Here is a 3,475-nt window from a genome sequence, read left to right as displayed (position 1 = left end):
AAGCCATGCAGGGCGGCATCCGCGTCAGCCAGTTCAACGTCGAGCGCATCTTGAAGGCCTTTTTGCCCGAGGCCATTCCCGAAACCTTCGGCGAGCTGCAAATCCCGCTGAAGGTGACGGCGACCGACTATTTCGGCCACAAGCTGGCTGTCTTCGAAGACGGCGACCTGCACTCGGCGCTGGCGGCCTCGGCGGCCATCCCCGCCGTGTTCCGGCCGGTGACGCGCGACGGCAGGCTGCTGATCGACGGCGGCATCTACAACCCCGTGCCGTTTGACCTGATCGAAAACGACGCCGACATCATCATCGGCGTCGACGTGGTCGGCGCGCCCGAAGAGGCCGACCGCAAACAGCCGACCTCCGTCGACCTGATGTTCGGCGCCACGCAATTGATGATGCAGTCGATCACCGCCAACAAGCTGAAACAATGCCGCCCCGACATCCTGGTCCGCCCGGCAGTCTCGAGATACCGCGTCCTCGATTTCCTGAAGATCGACGCCTTGATGAACGAAACGGTGGATATCAAGGACGAGCTGAAGCGGCAGGTGGAGAAGGTGGTTGAGGCGAGGAATAGCGCCGCCATCAAGGGGAGGCGGGGAAAGCAGGTCGGGTGAGGTGCATCTTTCCTTCACCTGAGAGGAGAGAGCCCAACCGACCTACGATTTCGCCGTCACCGGTGCATACTCTAGCGCCACCACGCCGTTGCTAAATGGTTTTGCGGAAATCAGGTCGAGCGTCACCGGCTCACCGATTGGGAATAGCGGCTTGCCCTGGCCGACGGTGCCTGGATAGCTGAGCAGCCTGACGCGCTCGACCAGGCCGTGGCGCAGCAATTCCTGCGCGACGCTGAGGCTGCCATGCACGTAGATGTTGCCGCCGCTGCCTTGCTTCAGCGTCCTGACCGCTTCCGGCAGAGGCCCTTTCAGCAATTCGGCCGGCTTCCAGTCGAGCGCCTTCAGGCTGGTCGAGGCGACATATTTAGGCAGCGCGTTGAACCGGTCGGCAAAATCTCCGGTTTCCGTTGGCCAGGAGCCGGCAAAGATCTCATAGGTCGTGCGCCCCAAAAGCATGGCGCCGCTGTCGGCAAGCTCGTCTTCCTTGAACCTGTTCATCTCGTCGTTCCAGGTCACGCTGGGCAGCTTCTCGACCTCGGCAATGCCATCGACGCTGATGAATTCGGTGACGATGAGTTTTCGCATAGCGCTCTCCTTCTTCCGTCAAAGGACGAACCGCGTGGGCGCTTTGCGACAGGCTTCCTGAAATATATTGCTGCGCTTCGTTGTAGTGTGGCGCTTCAGCGCGAGGCTGCGAAAGACCGATACCATGGGGAAGTGCGACCGCCGCCTGGACTAAACCCCAAAGTTCGGATTTTGATGCCACATCTGAAGTAGTTATTCCCAAGAACGCATTGCAGGAAGATTCATGGGATTCGGGGTTTTCATTCATCGCTCGGATGCGCGATACAACGATCGCCCCGCAGAGCAATACCAGTTTCCTCGCCCGTATCTGCGCCGCGTTGAAGCGTGTGTCGGCAAGTGGATTATCTACTACGAGCCCAGCAAGGTAAACGATACACGGGGCTATTACGCTGTAGCGAAAGTCCAGCAGATCATCCCCGATCCGGTAACGCCTGACATGTATCTCGCGCTGATTGAGCCCGGAAGCTACCTCGATTTCGTCAATCCTGTTCCATTTAGCGGATCTGACGGTCCCGTCGAACGAGGCCTGCTCAATGATGAGGGACGGATTTCTGGCCGCGCCCAATCTGCTGTCCGCGCACTCAGCCCAGGTGACTTCAACCGGATCATCGATCTGGGCCTGGATACGAATGAGTTGTTGCTGCCGCGCGTTGATGAGGTCGGCATATCTGCCGGCTTTCAGGATGAGCAGGCGCCATTCGAATTCGAGCAGAGTCGTGACCGCGTAAGCTACATCGGATCGCGAATCGTGCGGGACCGCATTTTCCGTCGAGTCGTCTTACGTGCCTATGACGAGCGCTGCGCGATCACAGGTCTCAAGCTGATAAATGGCGGAGGCCGGGCAGAGGTTTCTGCCGCACATATTCGACCGGTTGAGGCGAACGGGCCTGATGTCGTCAACAATGGGATCGCACTGTCCGGCACTGCGCATTGGATGTTCGACCGTGGATTGATCAGCCTGTCGGACGATTTGGAAATCCTGATCTCCAGACAGGTCAATGACTTCGACAGCGTGCAGGGCTTCATAAACAAGACGCGCCGCGCGCTTCCGCCTCGCCGACAGCTCGAACGCCCGCATCCTCATTTCTTGCAATGGCACCGCGAGCACTGCTTCAAGCAATAAGCGGTGTTTCGAAGCTGCCCCCTGTCTATGGAAAGGCATTGCTTGCAGTGGTCGTTTGGGCGCTCGCCCCCCTCAGTCCTTCGCCCGCTCCACATAAGCGCCATCGGCCGTCATCACCACCACGCGGGTGCCTGGTGCGATGTGCGGGGGCACCAGGGTGCGCACGCCGTTGGACAGCACGGCCGGCTTGTAGGACGACGAGGCCGTCTGGCCCTTGGTCGTCGGCTCGGTTTCCACCACTTCGAAGGTGGCGCGCTGCGGCAGCACAAGGGAGATGGCAATTCCGTTGAACTGCGACACCTGCACGGCCATGCCTTCCAGCAGGTAAGGCGCCATGTCGCCGACCACGGCTTCCGACACCGCGACCTGGTCGTAGCTTTCCGGGTTCATGAAATGAAAGCCTTCGCCGTCGCGATACAGGAACGTGTGCTCGCGCTCTTCCACATAGGCGCGCTCCACCTGTTCGGTGGTGCGGTAGCGTTCCGAAACCTTCACCCCGTCGCCGATGCGGCGCATGTCGAGCTGCGTTACCGGCGTGCCCTTGCCTGGGTGGATGTTTTCGGCAAAGAGGATCACATAAAGCTTGCCGTCCTTGTCGACGACATTGCCTTTGCGGAGCGAACTGGCGATGACTTTCACCACGGTTTTAAATCCTGCAAGAAGAGTTGACTGGCGTTTGCCGGCTTGTGCGGCGCTGGATGGGGGCCTACCGCATCTTGGCCGCCGCCGCCAGCCCCCTTCCACCATGTTCCGAGCCGCATGACCAAAGCTTCGCCCTGGTGGACGCCTGACGTTCACGCCGACCGCCGCCCGCGGCTGATGCTGCGCAACGGCATCGCCGCCAGCCTGCGCGACTGGTTCGCCGCCCATGATTTCGTCGAGGTGGAAACGGCGGCCCTGCAGGTCTCGCCCGGCAACGAGGCGCATCTGGCGGCTTTCGCCACGGAGGCGGTCGGGCCGGATGGTGCAAGGGCGCCGCTCTATCTCCACACCTCGCCGGAATTCGCCTGCAAGAAGCTGCTCGCCGCCGGTGAAGTCAGGATATTCAGCTTCGGTCCAGTCTATCGCAACCGCGAGCGCGGCCCCTTGCACCATCCCGAATTCACCATGCTCGAATGGTACCGCGTGGGCGAGGCCTATGAAAGCCCTGTCT

The 3,475-nt window shown here is 60.7% G+C and carries 5 protein-coding genes; 3 read left to right on the top strand and 2 right to left on the bottom strand.

The window, feature by feature from the left end; genetic code table 11:
• Nucleotides 1–614: patatin-like phospholipase family protein (locus EOD15_RS30990; RefSeq protein WP_148129719.1), on the top strand; the 614-nt coding region annotated here is incomplete at its 5' end.
• Between the two features lie 42 nt (nt 615–656).
• On the opposite strand, the gene EOD15_RS30985 is transcribed toward EOD15_RS30990, so the two are convergent.
• Nucleotides 657–1,199 (bottom strand): dihydrofolate reductase family protein, encoded by a 543-nt coding sequence (locus EOD15_RS30985; RefSeq protein WP_127321816.1) that lies wholly within the window; start codon nt 1,197–1,199, stop codon nt 657–659.
• Between the two features lie 223 nt (nt 1,200–1,422).
• Between EOD15_RS30985 and EOD15_RS30980 the strand changes: the two genes are divergently transcribed.
• Nucleotides 1,423–2,322, top strand: a complete 900-nt coding sequence (locus tag EOD15_RS30980; RefSeq protein ID WP_127321815.1) for an HNH endonuclease — start codon at nt 1,423–1,425, stop codon at nt 2,320–2,322.
• 72 nt (nt 2,323–2,394) lie between these two features.
• On the opposite strand, the gene efp is transcribed toward EOD15_RS30980, so the two are convergent.
• A complete protein-coding gene (gene efp / locus EOD15_RS30975) occupies nt 2,395–2,964 on the bottom strand; it encodes an elongation factor P (RefSeq protein WP_027038615.1) in 570 nt (189 codons plus the stop codon).
• A gap of 117 nt (nt 2,965–3,081) precedes the next feature.
• Between efp and EOD15_RS30970 the strand changes: the two genes are divergently transcribed.
• On the top strand, nt 3,082–3,475 hold a 394-nt coding region (locus EOD15_RS30970; RefSeq protein ID WP_348629440.1), incomplete at its 3' end, for an amino acid--tRNA ligase-related protein.

The organism is Mesorhizobium sp. M7A.T.Ca.US.000.02.2.1 (assembly GCF_003996995.1).
Lineage (GTDB): Bacteria > Pseudomonadota > Alphaproteobacteria > Rhizobiales > Rhizobiaceae > Mesorhizobium.
This window is presented reverse-complemented; position numbering and strand designations above follow the sequence as displayed.